The 15,987-nt window shown below is 71.4% G+C and carries 13 protein-coding genes and 1 pseudogene; 9 read left to right on the top strand and 5 right to left on the bottom strand.

The window, feature by feature from the left end; all coding sequences use genetic code 11:
* Positions 1-275: 275 nt before the first annotated feature.
* Positions 276-743 carry a hypothetical protein gene (locus tag NS220_RS18255; RefSeq protein ID WP_058625398.1) on the bottom strand — a complete coding sequence of 156 codons (468 nt, stop codon included), beginning with the start codon at positions 741-743 and terminating at the stop codon, positions 276-278.
* An 89-nt stretch (positions 744-832) separates the two neighbouring features.
* Here NS220_RS18255 and mfd point away from each other — a divergent pair, with 89 nt between their 5' ends.
* From mfd to NS220_RS19490, 4 genes are all read left to right on the top strand, one after another.
* The gene (gene mfd / locus NS220_RS18250) at positions 833-4,420 is read left to right on the top strand and encodes a transcription-repair coupling factor (RefSeq protein ID WP_058625397.1); all 3,588 of its coding nucleotides are present in this window, start codon (positions 833-835) and stop codon (positions 4,418-4,420) included.
* A gap of 98 nt (positions 4,421-4,518) precedes the next feature.
* The gene (locus NS220_RS18245) at positions 4,519-5,175 is read left to right on the top strand and encodes a trimeric intracellular cation channel family protein (protein ID WP_058625396.1); all 657 of its coding nucleotides are present in this window, start codon (positions 4,519-4,521) and stop codon (positions 5,173-5,175) included.
* Positions 5,172-5,822: a trimeric intracellular cation channel family protein gene (locus tag NS220_RS18240; protein WP_058625395.1), complete on the top strand. Its 651-nt coding sequence runs from the start codon at positions 5,172-5,174 to the stop codon at positions 5,820-5,822. Before NS220_RS18245 ends, NS220_RS18240 begins: the two co-directional genes overlap by 4 nt.
* Positions 5,823-5,853: 31 nt before the next feature.
* Entirely contained in the window at positions 5,854-6,009 is a 156-nt protein-coding gene (locus NS220_RS19490) for a hypothetical protein (protein WP_242864679.1), read from the top strand.
* Between the two features lie 211 nt (positions 6,010-6,220).
* Here the strand turns inward: NS220_RS19490 and NS220_RS18235 are convergent, their stop codons facing one another.
* Positions 6,221-8,893 (bottom strand): phosphoenolpyruvate carboxylase, encoded by a 2,673-nt coding sequence (locus NS220_RS18235; protein ID WP_058625394.1) that lies wholly within the window; start codon positions 8,891-8,893, stop codon positions 6,221-6,223.
* Positions 8,894-9,177: 284 nt separating this feature from the next.
* Between NS220_RS18235 and NS220_RS18230 the strand changes: the two genes are divergently transcribed.
* Positions 9,178-9,795: a MazG nucleotide pyrophosphohydrolase domain-containing protein gene (locus tag NS220_RS18230; protein WP_242864680.1), complete on the top strand. Its 618-nt coding sequence runs from the start codon at positions 9,178-9,180 to the stop codon at positions 9,793-9,795.
* 151 nt (positions 9,796-9,946) lie between these two features.
* Positions 9,947-11,194, top strand: coding sequence for a histidine--tRNA ligase (gene hisS / locus NS220_RS18225; protein WP_058625399.1), 1,248 nt, complete (start codon positions 9,947-9,949; stop codon positions 11,192-11,194).
* Positions 11,195-11,327: 133 nt separating this feature from the next.
* On the opposite strand, the pseudogene NS220_RS19485 reads toward hisS, so the two are convergent.
* Positions 11,328-12,101 (bottom strand): annotated as a pseudogene (locus NS220_RS19485) (CoA transferase subunit A); the annotation flags it as partial.
* Between the two features lie 104 nt (positions 12,102-12,205).
* Between NS220_RS19485 and NS220_RS18215 the strand changes: the two are divergent.
* The 3 genes from NS220_RS18215 to NS220_RS18205 are packed head-to-tail and all read left to right on the top strand — an operon-like array spanning position 12,206 to position 14,684.
* On the top strand, positions 12,206-12,997 hold the full coding sequence (locus NS220_RS18215; RefSeq protein ID WP_058625391.1) for an IclR family transcriptional regulator: 792 nt from the start codon (positions 12,206-12,208) through the stop codon (positions 12,995-12,997).
* 35 nt (positions 12,998-13,032) lie between these two features.
* On the top strand, positions 13,033-13,467 hold the full coding sequence (locus NS220_RS18210; protein ID WP_058625390.1) for a MarR family winged helix-turn-helix transcriptional regulator: 435 nt from the start codon (positions 13,033-13,035) through the stop codon (positions 13,465-13,467).
* Positions 13,464-14,684 carry an MFS transporter gene (locus NS220_RS18205; protein ID WP_058625389.1) on the top strand — a complete coding sequence of 407 codons (1,221 nt, stop codon included), beginning with the start codon at positions 13,464-13,466 and terminating at the stop codon, positions 14,682-14,684. The genes NS220_RS18210 and NS220_RS18205 overlap by 4 nt, the downstream gene beginning before the upstream one ends.
* Positions 14,685-14,781: 97 nt before the next feature.
* On the opposite strand, the gene NS220_RS18200 is transcribed toward NS220_RS18205, so the two are convergent.
* Positions 14,782-15,663: an alpha/beta fold hydrolase gene (locus tag NS220_RS18200; protein WP_058625388.1), complete on the bottom strand. Its 882-nt coding sequence runs from the start codon at positions 15,661-15,663 to the stop codon at positions 14,782-14,784.
* Positions 15,660-15,987, bottom strand: a 328-nt coding sequence (locus NS220_RS18195) for an NUDIX domain-containing protein (protein ID WP_153004370.1), incomplete at its 5' end; no start/stop codon positions are given. The genes NS220_RS18195 and NS220_RS18200, both read right to left, overlap by 4 nt.

Below are 15,987 nucleotides of genomic sequence, written 5' to 3'. Positions count from 1 at the left end.
AGAGGTGTATAAGAGACGGGAGTGGGAGAGGTCGAGAAGGATCAGGGCTGAACATACTAGAACGACGAGGACGAGGACAGGCAAAGGGGGACGAAGAACGGGAGCTGGATAGTCGAAGGAGAAGAGAGCAGCTAGGCATGAGGAAGATCGTCGGCAGCGTGGGGTACTCCTTCGATCATGGGATGGGATCATCCCGTGGCCGCGATTCTAGGGAGGGTCCCCTCTTTCTGAGAACAACCTGGACGCGCGCGAGCAAACTTGGTAGCGATGCCGGGTCAGGTGTAGCTGCCGCCCGCGCCGCCGGCGGTCCCCGCGCCGGCGGCGAGCGCCAGGGCGACGAGTGCGGCGAAGATGAACGGGCCGAGGGCGGCCATGACGATCGCGACGATGCCCATCGGACGCGCGCTGTTGCGAGCGGTGGCGACGATCCCCAGGACGAGCGCGGTGATACCGAGGACCGTGCCCGACCAGAAGGCGACCTCGACGACGAGGACCAGATCGCGTACGGGGCTCAGCACGCGCAGATCGAGGTTCCGCCCGCCTTGCGCGACGATCTGCGCGTCGGCGCCCCTTCCCACGCGGAACGCGGCGAACCCGGCCACGGCCGGGGCGACGACCATGCTCAGGATGCCGGCGACGAGCGCGAAGGCACCGAGCGGGCGCCGCTTCTTCGACGGCGGCGGGGGAGCCAGGAGCGTCCCCGTCGCGGGGACGACGTACGGGGCGGCGAAAGGCGACGACATGGCAGCACTCTACGAGACGCCCGCGCCGAGACCCCGTCGTACGGGCTCCCGCCGACCCGGTGTCGGTACCCCCGCGTAGACTTTGCCGAGTGACAGTTCCCGGGATCGTGCGCGCCCTCGAGCAGGCTGAGTCGTATCGTGAGGCCGCCTCCGCGGCATCCGTCGATCTGTCTCTCTCCCTCGTCGACGGGCTCGATGCCCCCGTCATCGCGGGCCTCGTCGAGCGTCGTCGCGCGGCCGGCGACCCGGCTGCCGTGTTGGTGATCGCCCCGACCGGTCGTCGCGCCGAGTCCCTGGGTCCGGCTCTGGATGCCGTGCTCCCGGGTGCCCAGGTGCTGCACTTCCCCGCCTGGGAGACGCTGCCGCACGAACGGTTGAGCCCCAGCCCCGAGACGGTCGGGCGTCGACTCGACGTGCTGCGCCGGATCGCGGCCTGGAACGGGGACGCGCCGCTGGTCGTCACGGCATCCGTCCGCAGCGCGCTCCAGCCGCTCGCGCCGGGGCTCGGCGACGTCGTCCCCGTGGAGCTCTCGGTGGGCGGCCGCGGGCACGAGCTCGAGGCGGTGACGACCCGGCTCGTCGAACTGGCGTACCACCGGGTCGACATGGTCTCGCGGCGCGGCGAGTTCGCGGTGCGCGGTGGCATCCTCGACGTGTTCCCGCCCGTGGCCGACCACCCGTATCGCGTCGAGTTCTTCGGCGACGAGGTCGACCAGATCCGCGCTTTCTCGGTCGCCGACCAGCGCTCGCTCCCGGGCGAGGTCTCCACGGTGACCCTCGTCCCCAGCCGCGAGCTGCTGCTCACCCCCGCGGTGCGGGCGCGCGCCGCGGCACTGCGCGACGCGTACCCGGGTCTGCGTCAGCTGCTCGAGAAGATGGCCGAGGGCATCCCCGCCGAGGGCATGGAATCCCTCATCCCCGTGCTCATCGACGACCTCACGACCCTCGTCGACTACCTGCCCGGCGGCAGCGCCGTCGCCCTCGTCGATCCCGAGCGCTCGCTCGCTCGCGCGACCACCCTCGGCGACACCAACCGAGAGTTCCTCGAGGCCGCGTGGTCGGCGGCGACCGCCGGGGCCGACACCCCTGTCGATCTCGACTCCGGCGACTTCGTCACCCTCGACGACCTGCACGAGCGCGCGAGCGGGCGCGGGGGAGTGTGGTGGCAGTTGAGCGCCTTCGACTCGGGAGCAGCGGATGCCGAGGACGAGGGCCTCGTGAGCGGAGACGACTCCGCGCACCGCATCAAGGCCGACGCCGTGCCCTCGTTCCAGGGCAACGTCGACGGCGCCACCGCACACGTCGGGCAGCTGCTCGCCGACGGCTGGTCGGTCGTGGTCACGGCATCCGGTCCGGGGATGGTCGATCGCGCGCGTGACGTGCTCGCGGAGCGCGGAATCGCGGCGCGCCGTGTGGACGACGTCCTCACTCCCCCCGAGCCCGGTGTGGCGCACGTCGTGTGCGCCCCGCTCGAGCGCGGCTTCGAGCTGACCGAGGCGCAGTTCGCCGTCATCACCGAGACCGAGTTCTACGGCCGCTCGGTCGGCGGCGACAACCGCGGGGTGAAGAAGCTCGCCTCGCGGCGGCGCAACGTCGTCGACCCGCTGCAGCTCAAGCCCGGCGACGTCGTCGTGCACGCGACGCACGGCATCGGCAAGTTCCTCGAGCTCACGCAGCGCGAGGTCTCCAGCGGCGGTCGCAACGCGGTCAGGACGACCAAGGAGTACCTCGTCCTCGAGTATGCGCCCGCCAAGCGCGGCTACCCGGGAGACAAGCTGTTCGTGCCCACCGATCAGCTCGACCTGCTGTCGAAGTACGTCGGAGGAGAGGCTCCGACCCTGTCGAAGATGGGCGGCAGCGACTGGGCCGCGGCGAAGGGCCGTGCCCGCAAGGCCGTGCGCGACATCGCGGTCGAGCTGGTGAAGCTGTACTCGGCGCGCATGGCATCCAAGGGCTACGCCTTCGGTCCTGACACCCCGTGGCAGCGCGAGCTCGAAGAGGCGTTCCCGTTCGCCGAGACCCAGGACCAGCTGCAGACGATCGACGAGATCAAGGCCGACATGGAGAAGCCGATCCCGATGGACCGCCTTCTCTCGGGCGACGTCGGCTTCGGCAAGACCGAGGTCGCGGTGCGCGCCGCGTTCAAGGCCATCCAAGACGGCAAACAGGTCGCGATGCTCGTGCCGACGACGCTGCTGGTCAAGCAGCACCTCGAGACCTTCGCGGAACGATTCGCGGGCTTCCCGGTCACCGTCCGGCCGCTTTCGCGGTTCCAGACCGACAAAGAGGCGAAGGCGACCCTCGCGGGTCTCACCGACGGCACCGTCGACATGGTCATCGGGACGCACCGCATCCTCACCGAGAAGGTGATCTTCAAAGACCTGGGTCTGATGATCATCGACGAGGAGCAGCGTTTCGGTGTCGAGCACAAGGACGCGCTGAAGAAGCTCAAGACGAACGTCGACATCCTCGCGATGAGTGCGACGCCCATTCCCCGCACGCTCGAGATGGCGGTGACGGGCATCCGCGAAATGTCGACGCTCGCGACCCCGCCCGAGGATCGGCATCCGATCCTGTCGTACGTGGGCCCGCGCAACGACAAGCAGATCGCGGCGGCGATCCGACGCGAACTGCTGCGCGAGGGGCAGGTGTTCTACGTGCACAACCGGGTCTCGTCGATTCAGCGGGTCGCGGCGCACCTCGCCGAGCTCGTCCCCGAGGCGCGCATCGTCGTGGCGCACGGACAGATGGGCGAGCACGCCCTCGAGCAGGTCGTCGACGACTTCTGGGAGCGCCGCGCCGACGTGCTGGTCTCGACGACGATCATCGAGACGGGCCTCGACATCTCGAACGCGAACACGATCATCATCGACCGCGCCGACAAGTACGGCCTGTCGCAGCTGCACCAGCTGCGCGGACGCGTGGGGCGCGGGCGCGACCGGGCGTACGCATACTTCCTGTACGACGAGATGAAGCCGCTGTCCGAGACCGCGGCCGACCGCCTCGAGACCATCGCCGTCAACAACGACCTCGGCTCCGGCATGCAGGTCGCGCTGAAAGACCTCGAGCTGCGCGGCGCGGGCAACCTGCTCGGCGCCGAGCAGGCCGGTCACATCGCCGGTGTCGGTTTCGACCTCTACCTCCGCATGATCGGCGAGGCCGTGTCGACCTTCCGCGGCGAGGACGTCGACGGTCCGACCGAGCTGCGACTCGAGCTTCCGGTCGATGCGCGCCTGCCCGAGTTCTACATCGACAGCGAGCGCCTGCGCCTCGAGGCGTATCAGAAGCTGTCGGCCGCGGCATCGGCCACCGCGAAGGACGACGCGATCGACCTCGTCGTCGAAGAGCTGCGCGACCGCTACGGCGAGCCGCCCGCCGAGGTCGAGGGACTCATCGCGGTCGCGCGTCTGCGTCGCCGTGCCGCGCAGGCGGGCCTCGCGGACGTCGTCGCGATGGGGTCGAACCTGCGCATCGCGCCGGCGAACCTCGCGGAGTCGATGCGCGTGCGCCTGCAGAGGCTGTACCCGAAGGCCAAGCTCGTCGCGGGCGGAGATGCCATGGTCGTCCCGCTCCCGCAGGATGCCGACGACGCGAACCTCATCGCGTGGGTGCGCCAGCTGCTCGACGCCCTGTGGCCGCTGCCCGTCGAGAAGGCGGCCGAGACGGCGCCCGCGTGATCCTCGGCCTCGTCGGCATCGTGCGCCCGGCGATCGTCGGGCAACGCGCGGCGCGCGCGGTGACCGACCGGCGATGACTCCGCTGCCAGAATGACCCCATGACCGACGTCGCCCCCGCAGCTCGGGTCCCGTCCCGTCCCGCGCTCGGTGCGCGCGCCTTCGACGTCCTCGACATCGCGGCCACGGCGCTGTTCGGACTCGAAGGCGCGGCTGCGGCAGCCCACGCCGGGTTCGACCTGCTGGGCGTCGTGGTGGTGGGTCTGATCGTCGCTCTCGCGGGAGGCGTCCTGCGCGACGTGCTCCTGGGTGATCTGCCTCCCGCGGCCCTGCGCACCCCGAGTCGCATCATCGCCGGTCTCGTGGCGGCCCTCGTCGCGTTCGTCTTCCTCGAGGTCGTCGACGCGTTCCCCGTTCTGCCCCTGCAGATCCTGGATGCCGTCGGCCTCGCGCTCTTCGCCGTCACCGGCGCGCAGAAGGCCTGGGCCTCGGGCGCGAACCTCTGGGTCGTCACGATCCTCGGCACCCTCGCGGCGACCGGTGGCGGCGTCATCCGCGACGTGCTGCTGGCACGGACCCCGTACGTCCTGTCCGAGAGCATCTACGGCACCGCTGCCGCCGCGGGCGCGGCGGTGACAGGCATCCTGCTCGCGGTGACCGGCCGTCCGCGTCTGGCTCTCGGCGTCGGCTTCGTCGTGGCCCTCGCCCTGCGGCTCGGGGCTGTGATCTGGGACTGGTCACTGCCGAGGATCGCGTGACGCTCACGCTCCGCGGACCCGGCACCGCCGTTCGCCCCGTTCCGGGCCGCCCCTCGCTCGGGGCGCGGGCGTTCGCGGCGCTGGACATCATCGCCACCGGCGTCCGCGGCGTCGAGGGCGCGGCGCTCGCCGCCCACGCGGGCTTCGACCTGCTCGGTGTCCTCGTGGTCGGTTTCGTGACCGCCGTCGTCGGGGGGATGCTGCGCGACGTCCTCCTCGGCGACCTGCCGCCGGCCGCCCTCCGCTCGTCGAGCCGTATCCTCGTCGCCCTCGCCGCGTCCGGGGCCGCCTTCGTGCTGCTGCGGCTCGTCGACGAGGTCCCCTCGACGGTGCTGCTCACCCTCGACGGGGTGGGTCTCGCCCTGTTCGCGGTGATCGGGGCGCAGAAGGCCTGGGCGCACGGAGCGAGCCTGTGGGTGGTCGTGGTGGTCGGAGTGGTCGCCGCGACGGGCGGGGGAGTCGTCCGCGACGTGCTGCTCGGTCAGACGCCCGTGCTGTTGACCCAGAGCGTCTACGGCGGGGCGGCCGCGCTCGGCGCCTCGGCGACCGGCATCCTGCTCGTGACGACCCGCCGCGCACACCTGTCGATCACGGTCGGCTTCGTCCTCGCCTTCGCTCTCCGCGAGACGGTTCTGCTGCTCGGCTGACGCGGAGGACGCGCGGGTCTACGCTGACCGCATGCGCTTCGCTCACCTCGGGGCCGCGCAGAAGGAACTGGACTTCCCCGGATACGTCTTCGGCCTCGACCGGGAGACCCCCGACCTGATGGTGCAGCTGACCGAGCGGTACGGCCGGAGCCTCGCCCGTCACGCCGCCGACCGGCGCCTCGACTGAGTCGAGGTGCCCCCGCCGACGGTCCGTCACGCCGACGAGAGCCGCGCTGCGCCGGACTCGCGGGGCGGCTCGGGCCTGAGATCCGCGGGACGCTACCTCGCGTACCCGCGGAAGCGCCCGCCCCCCCCGGTCCGCGGGACAGCGCCGCGCACACGCCGGAGCGCCGGCCCCCACAGGGGAGCCGACGCTCCGATAGCGGGACGGATGCCGCTCAGCCGGTGTTCTGCAGACCCGCTGCCACACCGCTCACCGACAGCAGCAGCAGGCGCTGGTGCTCGGCATCCGGAGTCTCGGACTCGGCCGAGGTGTCGCGCAGAGCCCGCAGAGCCCGCAGCTGCAGGAGCGAGAGGGCGTCGACGTAGGGGCTGCGCATCTTCACGGCGCGCTGGAGCACGGGCTTGTTCCCGAGCAGGTCGCCGCCGGTGATGCGCTCGACCCACGAACGCGTGAGCAGCATCTCGTCCATCACGAGCTGGGCGAGGTCGTCGCGGTCGCCGAGGGCGAGGTAGCGGCGGGCGATGCGCTCGTCGGCTTTGGCCAGGCTCATCGCGACGTTGTCGATCATCGTGCGGAACAGCGGCCACTGCTCGTACGCGTCGCGCAGGCGCTGCTCGTCGCCGACCGCGTCCAGGGCGGTGCCCAGCCCGAACCAGCCGGCGAGGTTGATGCGCGCCTGCGTCCATGAGAACACCCACGGGATCGCTCGCAGGTCTTCGAGCGACTCCACCGACAGGCCGCGCCGCGCGGGACGCGAGCCCAGGGCCAGGTGCCCGAGCTCCTCCATCGGCGTCACGGTGGCGAACCACGGCGCGAAGCCCGGCGCCTTCACGAGCGCGAAGAACCGCTCGCGCGAGGCCACGTCCATGGTCTTGGCGACATCGTCGAACGCCTCGGCGGCCCCGCGGTTGCGCCGCTCGATCGAGGGAGAGGATGCCGTGAGCACGGCCGCCGCGACCTGGTCGATGTGGCGCATCGCGATGTCGGCGTCGCCGTAGCGGGCGAAGATGACCTCACCCTGCTCGGTGAGCTTGAACCGGCCGTCGACCGAGTGCGGCGGCTGCGCGAGGATCGCGGAGTTGGCCGGGCCACCGCCGCGGCCGAGCGCGCCGCCGCGACCGTGGAACAGCGTCAGCTCGATGCCCTCGGTCTCGGCCCACGTCGAGATCTTCGCCTGCGCCTCGTACAGCGCGAGGTTCGCGGCGACGGGACCGACGTCCTTCGACGAGTCGGAGTAGCCCAGCATGACCTCGAGGCGGCGGCCGGTGGCATCCAGTCGACTCGCGAACGAGGGGTGCGTGACGATCTCGGCGAGGATCCCGGGGGCGGCCTGGAGGTCGGCGAAGGTCTCGAACAGCGGGATGACGTCGAGCACGGGGAGAGCCTCGCCCGGCCCCATCGCGTAGGACGCGAGCTCGTGGACGTTCGCGAGGTCCTCGGCCGACTGCGTGAACGACACGATGTAGCGGCCCGCGGCGCGGGGGCCGAAGCGCTCCTGCACGGAGGCGATCGAGCGGAAGACCTCGAGCACCTCGTCGGTCTGCTCGCTGCGGGCGCCGCCCGCGCGCAGCTCGTCGAGCACCTTGCGGTGCACGGCCGAGTGCTGGCGCACCTCGAGCTCGGTCAGGTGGAAGCCGTACGTCTCGACCTGCCACACCAGACGCTGCAGCGCCCCGTAGGCCTGGCGCGCGGCACCCGCGGCGACCAGCGAGTCCTGCACGGTACGGAGGTCGGCGAGCAGGTGCTCGGGGTCGCGGTAGGCGAGGTCGGCGTTGCGGGTGCGGGTCGCGGCGATCTTCCGCGCGAGCAGCAGCAGGATGCGCCGGTGCGGTTCCTCGGGGGAGCGCTCGGCGATCTCGGCCGCCGCATCCTCGTCGGCGGCGCGAAGACGGTGCCACAGCGCGATCAGGGCGTCGCTGGGCGGGGTGGTCTCGGCATCCAGGGTCAATCCGCGGCCCACGCGCTGCGTCGTGCGCTCGAGGCCGAGGAGCACGTGCTCGCTGGCGATCGCGGCGGCCTTGCGGGTGACGGATGCCGTGACGAACGGGTTGCCGTCGCGGTCGCCGCCGACCCACGATCCCACGCGCACGAACGGCTTCACGATCGGCGGGCGGGAGCCGGCGTGCTCGCCCTGGAGGATGTCGTCGATGCGGCGGTAGACGCGGGGCACGGCGGTGTAGAGCGTCTCGTCGAACACCGACATGACGGAGCGGACCTCGTCGACCGGTGACGGCTTCTCTCGGCGCAAGGGGGCGGTGCGCCAGAGCGTGTCGATCTCTTCGAGCATGCGGCGCTCGGCGCGCCGGCTCTCGGTGCCGCTCTCGGATGCGGCGTCGTGCTCGGTGAGCAGCTCCGACAGACGGCGGATGCTCGTCGAGATGGCGCGGCGGCGGGCCTCGGTCGGGTGCGCGGTGAAGACGGGGTGGAAGCGCAGGGCCTGCAGACGCGCGAGAGCGGTCTCTTCGCCGACTTCGCTCGAGAGGCGCTCGAACGCCGTCGCGATCGTGTCGGGGGTGCCGCTGCGCGAGGGGCGATCGCCGCGCTCGCGCAGGATGCGCACGCGCTGGTGCTCCTCCACGAGGTTGACGAGATGGAAGTACGCCGTGAAGGCGCGGGCCACCTCGTCGGCCCGCTCGATCGAGAAGCCGTCGGCGATCGCGGCGGCCCGCTCGAACGCCTCGGGCGTCTCGTCGGTGTAGGCCTGGATCGTCGCCGTCCGCAGGCGCTCGACGTCGTCGTACAGTCCGGGGGAGCCGCTCTCCTGAAGCACGCGGCCGAGGAGGGATCCCAGCAGGCGCACGTCGGCGCGCATCTGCTCGGGAAGTTCCTGGCCGGCTTCGAAGCGGCCCACGAGGTCGATGGCCTCGGTGGGGGTCAGTTCTCGCACACGCCCCAGATTATCGGCGTCCCGTGTCGAGCAGATGACGCGACGACACAGTGGTACACGCGCTGCCCGGTGCGGCGGTCCGAACTCCGGACTTTTCTCCGGCCGGGGCGGGGTTGCCGCGGATTCTTGCGGTCGCCGCCGCGCGGCATCCGAGATCTTCCGGAGTTCGGTCCGTCCCTGGCGCGCCGCGCGCCCGCGCGAGGGATACTCGGGACGGCGGCGCCACCGCCGCCGGAGAGGGAGACGCCGTGACCGAGGACGCCCTGCGGCAAGCCGCCGAGACCATGAGGGCGGTGCGCGAGCGCTGCGCGTGGACCCAGACGATCGATCACCGCGACCTCGTGCCCTACCTCGTCGAGGAGAGCGCCGAGGTCATCGACGCCGTCGAGTCCGGCACGCGCGCCGATCTGCGCGAGGAGCTCGGCGACCTGCTCTGGCAGGTGCTCTTCCACGCCGAGATCGCCGCGGGCGACGCGGACGACCCGTTCGACATCGACGACGTCGCGCGGGGACTGACGGAGAAGATGGTGCGACGGCATCCGCACGTGTTCGCCGGGGAGGTGGCATCCACTCCCGACGAGGTGCTCGTGCACTGGAACGCCGCGAAAGCCGCCGAGAAGAGCACCCGCACGAGCGCGCTCGACGGGGTGAGCGACCACATGCCCGCGCTCGCCCTCGCGCAGAAGGTGATCGGCAAGGCCGCGCAGGTCGGGGTCGACGCCCCGCATCACCGGCTCGCCGATCCCGAGTCCGAGACCGAGCTCGGCGACGCCCTGCTCGCCCTCGTGCAGCTCGCGCGGGAGCGCGGCTGGGACGCCGAGCGCGCCCTGCGCGAGCGCCTGCGCGCCCTGCGCGCCGACGTGCACGCAGCGGAGGCGAGCACCGAAACCGCATCCGATTGACGAGACCGTACGCGGTGGGTGCCCCTCGCCTACGGCTTCGTCAATGTCGTACGGTCTCGACGCACAGCGCGGTCGCTCGGCGCCGCGCGCTCGGAGAGCCGCGGGAGCCTGGAACAATGGGACGGTGGCATCCGTGAACCCGCCGCGCGGTATGCGCGACTTCCTCCCCGCTGACAAGGCCCGTCGCGAGCGCGTGCTCGCCGTCATCCGCGAGCGCTACCGCGCGCACGGGTTCGACGAGATCGAGACCCCCGTCATGGAGGACTACGACCGCCTGCACGCCGGCATCGGCGGCGACAACGAGAAGCTCTCGTTCAGCATCCTCAAGCGGGGAATGGATGCCGACGCCATCCGCGCCGCGGCCGACGACCCCGCGGCGCTGGCCGACCTCGGCCTGCGGTATGACCTCACCGTTCCGTTGGCGCGCTTCTACGCGACGAACCGCGCGCAGTTGCCGACGGTGTTCCGTGCGATCCAGATGGCTCCGGTGTGGCGCGCCGAGCGTCCGCAGAAGGGCCGCTACCGCCAGTTCCTGCAGTGCGACATCGACATCATCGGCGACGCGACCTCGCGCGCCGAGGCGGAGCTGATGATCGCGAGCCTCGACGTCCTCGACACGCTCGGGCTCGAGGGCGGGTCGATCCGGGTGAACGACCGCCGCGTGCTCGACGCCATGCTCGACGTGTTCGGCTTCGCCGCCGAGGAGCGCCCCGGTGTGCTCATCACGATCGACAAGCTCGACAAGATCGGCCCCTCGGGGGTCGTCGCCGAACTGCGCGAACGCGGGGCCGCGGTCGGGGCCGTCGACGCTCTCGCTACCTACCTCGACCGGCCTGCGGGAACCCCGACCTTCGACGACGCCGGCATTCGCGCGGCTCTGCCCGCCGGCATCCCGGATGAGGTCATCGCCCACCTCGTCGCGCTCGGTGAGACCGTCGCGGCCGCGCGGGGCGCCGATGCACCGCTGGTGTTCGACCCGTTCCTCGTCCGGGGCATGGGCTACTACACCGGCACGATCTTCGAGCTCGCCCACCCCAGCGTCGACTACTCGCTCGGCGGTGGCGGTCGGTACGACGGCATGATCGGACGCTTCCTCGGCCAGCAGGTGCCGGCGGTGGGCTTCTCGATCGGCTTCGAGCGCATCGTCGACTTGCTGCCCGACGCCGGCATCGAGGGCGAGCAGTCCGTGGTGCTCGTGCACGATCGCGACGTTCCGCTGGCGCAGCTCCTGGCTGTGAAGACGCACCTCGTCGACGGCGGGGCGCGGGTGCGCGTCGAGCAGCGGCCGAAGAACATGAAGGCGCTGCTCGAGCGTTCCGTCGCCGACGGGTACGGGGCCTTCGCTCCCGTCGGGGTCGGCACCACGCCCGAGACCCTCGAGCTTCGTCCCCTGAGCTGAGACCGCACGGGTTGCTGCACGCACGAGGGCCCATGGGCCTACCCCGCGTGCGCTGATCGCGAGGTCCCAGAGCGCTCCTGCGGCCCCTGAGTGATCTCGTGGTCCCTGAGCCTGTCGAAGGGACCGGCCCCGTGTCCGCGGCAGGCTCACGGACGGTGCGCTTCTCGATGCGCTTGGGGATGTCGGGGCCCACCTCGACGATGCGGTGCACGTAGACGCCGGGGAGGTGAACGGCATCCGGATCGATCTCCCCCGGCTCGACGAGGTGCTCGACCTGCACGATGCAGGTGCGACCGGCCATCGCGGCGAGGGGGTTGAAGCTGCGCGCGGCCTTGCGGAACACGAGGTTGCCGTGGCGGTCGCCCTTCCAGGCGTGGACGAGCGCGAAGTCGGTGGTGATGGCCTCTTCGAGCACGAACTCGCGCGGCTCGCCGTTCACGTCGAAGACACGCACGTCCTTCGCGGGGGAAGCGACCGCGATGCCGCCGGAGCCGTCATAGCGTTGCGGCAGCCCGCCCTCGGCGACCTGCGTGCCGACGCCCGTCTGCGTGTAGAAGGCGGCGATCCCCGATCCTCCGGCACGGAGCTTCTCGGCGAGGGTCCCCTGCGGGGTCAGCTCGAGCTCGAGTTCACCGGAGAGGAACTGCCGCTCGAACTCCTTGTTCTCGCCCACGTACGACGAGGTCATCTTGCGGATGCGACCGGCACCCAGCAGGACGCCGAGCCCCCAGTCGTCGACGCCGCAGTTGTTCGACACCACCGAGAGGTCGCGCGTGCCCTGGGCGAGGAGCGCCTCGATGAGGGCGATGGGATTGCCGGAGAGACCGAAGCCGCCGACGGCGAGAGACGCGCCGTCGGGGATGTCCGAGACCGCCTCGGCGGCCGAGGTCCAGGTTTTGTCGATCACGCGAAACTCCTTCGTGTCTGCGTCCTCTCATGCTCGTCCTCCCGCGGCACGCGACACGAGCCGCTTCTTGCGATGTGGATGCCTCGGCGCGTAGCGTCCACATCGTGGACACCGCCCCCTCCTCGCGATCGACCGTGCCGGGCGCGCAGGCCATCGCGCGCGCCGCCGCCCTGCTCCGGCTCGTGACCGCCGCCGGCGCCCAGGGCGCTTCGGTGGGCGCGCTCTCGCGCGATGCCGCCCTCACCCGCCCGACGGTGCATCGGCTCCTGACGGCACTGCGCGCGGAGGGCCTGGTCGACCGCGACGACTCCTCGGGGCACTGGCTGCCCGGCCCCGAGCTGTATCTCATGGGGAACGTCGCGGCAGCCCGCTTCGACATCACCGACACCGCGCGCGACCTCGTGCGCTCCCTCGCCGTCCGCACGGAAGAGAGCGCCTTCCTGTCGGTGCGGCGAGGCGACGAGACCGTGTGTCTCGTGCGCGAGGACGGGAGCTTCCCCATCCGATCGTTCGTGTTGTCGGAGGGCGTCCGGTTTCCGCTGGGCGTGGCATCCGCCGGCCTTGCGATCCTCGCGTTCCTTCCCCCTCATGATGTGGACGCGTATCTCGAACGCCACGACGACCTCGCGAAGCGCTGGGGCCCGTCGCACTCCCCCGCGCGGCTGCGCTCGCGCGTGCGAGACACGCAGGAGCGCGGGTACGCCGTGAACCCCGGGCTGATCGTGGAGGGAAGTTGGGGCCTCGGAGCGGCCGTCTTCGATCGCGCCGGCCAGCCGCAGTGGGCCCTCAGCCTCACGGGCGTCGAGTTCCGCTTCGCGGGCGAGCGGCTCGCCGAGCTCGGCCGCATCCTGCTCGCGCACGCCCACCAGTTGACGACGCGCCTCTCCCATAAATAAATACCTCGGTTATATATCTGCGGTATACTTCTCTCATGACCCGCGATGACGATCTCCAGAGATTGCTGCTCGCGGTGCACGCCCTGACGCGCATCGCGGCCCTCGACACCCAGAACGACGCCCCGGCGGCGCAGTGGCGTACCCTGACGCTCCTGCGCGACCACGGCCCCCAGCGCCTCGGCGACCTCGCGACGCTCAGCCGCGTGACCCAGCCCGGAATGACCCGTCTCGTGCACCAGCTGAGCGACGCCGGTCTGGTCGCCCGCGAGACCGATCCCGACGACTCGCGGGTGAGCGTCATCCTCGCCACCGACGACGGTCTCGCCGCCCTGGAAAAGTGGTGGGTGCAGCTCAGCGCCGCTCTCGCGCCGCACGTCGCCGACCTGACGGATGCCGAGTGGGAAGCCGTCAGCATCGCCGCCACCGCCCTCTCCGCCCGCGTGGGTCTGCAGCCGGAGGTCGTGCGATGAGCGCCGCTCCCAGCGTCTGGAAACAGCCCGCCCAGGTGTGGGCCGTCGCCTTCGCCTGCGTCGTCGCCTTCATGGGCATCGGCCTGGTCGACCCGATCCTCCCCGCGATCGCCGAGTCGCTGAAGGCGACTCCCGTCGAGACCGAGCTCCTGTTCACGAGCTACCTTGTCGTCACCGGCCTCGCGATGCTCGTCACCAGCTGGATCTCGAGCCGCATCGGCGCGAAGGCGACCCTGCTCGTCGGTCTCGCCCTCATCGTCGTCTTCTCGCTGTTCTGCGCGCTCAGCGGCAGCGTCGACGCCGTGATCGGCTTCCGCGCAGGCTGGGGCCTCGGCAACGCCCTGTTCATCTCCACCGCGCTGGCGACGATCGTCGGAGCGGCCTCGGGGGGAAGCTCGGCGGCGATCATCCTCTACGAGGCGGCACTGGGTCTCGGCATCGCGGTCGGTCCGCTGCTCGGCGGAATTCTCGGCGAGGCGAGCTGGCGCGGCCCGTTCTTCGGCGTCGTCGCGCTGATGGCGATCGCCTTCGTCGCCGTCGCCGTGCTGCTGCGCGGTCCCTCCCCCGCACGCACCCCGATTCCGTTCAGCGCTCCGTTCCGCGCGCTGGGCCGCCCCGCCCTCGCGATCCTCGCGACGACCGCCCTGTTCTACAACATCGGCTTCTTCACGCTGCTGGCGTTCTCGCCGTTCCCGCTCGGCTTCGGGGCCATGGGAATCGGCCTGACGTTCTTCGGCTGGGGTGTGGCGCTGGCCATCACGAGCGTCTGGGTCGCCCCGATCCTCCTCCGGCGCATGCGGCTGACGTCGGTCCTGCTCCTCGCCCTCCCGCTGCTCGCGGTGGACCTGATCGTCGCGGCCTTCGTCGTGACCTCCCCCGCCGCCCTCGTGGTGTGCATCGTCGTCGGCGGTCTCGTCCTCGGTGTCGTCAACACCGCGCTCACCGAGGCCGTCATGGAGGCGACGGACCTGCCCCGTTCGGTCGCGTCATCGGCCTACTCCGCCGTCCGCTTCCTCGGCGGCGCGGTCGCCCCGCCCCTCGCGGCATTCCTCTGGCACGCCGCCGGCGCGGGAGTTCCGTACATCGTGGCCGGCGCGTCGGTCGTCATCGCGGCGGCCTGCATCCTGCTCGGTCGCAAGACCCTGGCCCACGTCGACGGCGCGCACCCGGATGCCGCAGACGAAGGCGCCGCGGTTCTGATCGGCGACGCGGCCTGAGGCGACGCGGAAAGGCCCCGACCCCCTCGAAAGGGACCGGGGCCTTTCCGTCGCGTTCAGCGGGGTCGGATTCCGGGTCGACGATCGTCACCGCCCTCTACCGCCCTTGCACACCGACACGGACCGCCGCGACGACGGCCCCGGCACCTCTCGCCGACATCACGATCGAGTAGTGGTTCGTGCCCGCCACCCGCATCGCGTCGAGACGCGGGAACGCCGCGCTGAGCGGCCCCAGATCCGGATACAGCGCGGGGACCTCGTCGAGCAGCCCGCGCTCGGCGGCGAGAAGGACGGTGGGGCGCGGCATCCGCTCCAGCGCCGCGGAGATCGCCCCTCCCGTGTTCTGGTCGATGGAGTCCTCCTCCACGGTGGCGAACGTCGTCGCGGGCCGCAGGTTGGGCGCGTTGCCGTCGAGGTCGTACGCGAAGTAGGCGTCGAGTTCAGGGTCGTCCCGCCCGGCGAAAGCCGGGTGAGCCCGCCAGAAGTCGCGGTAGGCGACGTGATCGGCGAAGCGCCGGCCGAGCCGCTCGGCGGTCGGGCCGAGGACGTGACGGACCGCCTCCCGCGGGTCGAGACCTTCGGGCAGGCTCAGCGGCAGCCCGCCGTCCACGAGCACGACGTGCTCGACCCGCTCGGGATGACGGTCGGCGAACACCGCCGAGACGAATGCGCCCATCGAATGACCGACCACGACCGCCTTCTCGACCGCGAGGGCGTCGAGCACCGCGGCCAGGTCGTCGGCGTGCGCGGCCATACCCAAAGGTCCTTCGACCCCGTTGCTCCGCCCGCGCCCGCGCAGATCCGGCGCGATCAGCCGCTCCCGCGTCGCCTCTTCCGCCACCCAGGCCCACGCACGGTGAGATGCCGTCACCCCGTGCACGAGGAGCCACGGCACCCCGACGGCATCCGGATGCCATTCCCCCACGCGCAGCGCTCCCCCGGCGACCGCGACGTCGTGCGTGCGGTACCCGGCACTCATGCGCGGGTCACCACCTCGTGCGCGAGGGTGTCCCACAGCTGATCGAAGCGCGCGTTCCAGGGGGCCGCGAACATCCCCGCCTTCCAGCGGCGTCGGACCTCGTCGAGCGCGACCCACTCGGCATCCTGAACCTCTTCGGGGTCGGGGACGGGGATCGGCTCCCCCTCGACCCGCGCGATCCACAGGTCGAAGAGAGCCCGCTCCTCGATCACCCGCCCGACGAGCACGAGTTCGTCGGCAGCGATCGCGAGACCGGTCTCCTCCTCGAGTTCGCGAGACGCGCCGCGTCGGCTGGACTCCGCGCGCAGCGCGCTGCCGGCGGGG

Origin of the sequence: Microbacterium testaceum (assembly GCF_001476655.1) — a bacterium.
Classification (GTDB): Bacteria; Actinomycetota; Actinomycetes; order Actinomycetales; family Microbacteriaceae; genus Microbacterium; species Microbacterium testaceum_C.
Note: the sequence above shows the minus strand (reverse complement) of the source record. Positions and strands in the feature narration are given on the sequence as shown.